General features: G+C 45.2%; 1 pseudogene. It reads right to left on the reverse strand.

What is annotated here, in order from left to right:
- A pseudogene (locus tag HC176_RS18865) lies at positions 1-303 on the reverse strand (4-hydroxybutyrate CoA-transferase); the annotation flags it as partial.

Consider the following 303-nt stretch of genomic DNA (forward strand, 5'->3'; position numbering starts at 1 on the left):
TTTTTCCGGTTTTCACCTCTTTTTCCTCGCCTGTAATGATGCCTTCTTCTATGAGCGGTAAAATACCGTCAGAAAACATTTCGGTGTGAATCCCGAGACGCTTATGGTTCATCAGGTTGTTTAGAACAACATTGGGAATTCCGCCGATGCCCATCTGGAGCGTAGCACCATCCTCGATGAGTTCGGCCACGTGTTTTCCTATCTGGATTTCTATTTCTGAAGGAGTTTCAGGATCATGAGAGTGAATTGGTGTGTCTACTTCGATTGCTGCCGAGATCCTGCTTATGTGAATAATACCGTCTC

This window comes from Tamlana crocina (assembly GCF_012037625.1).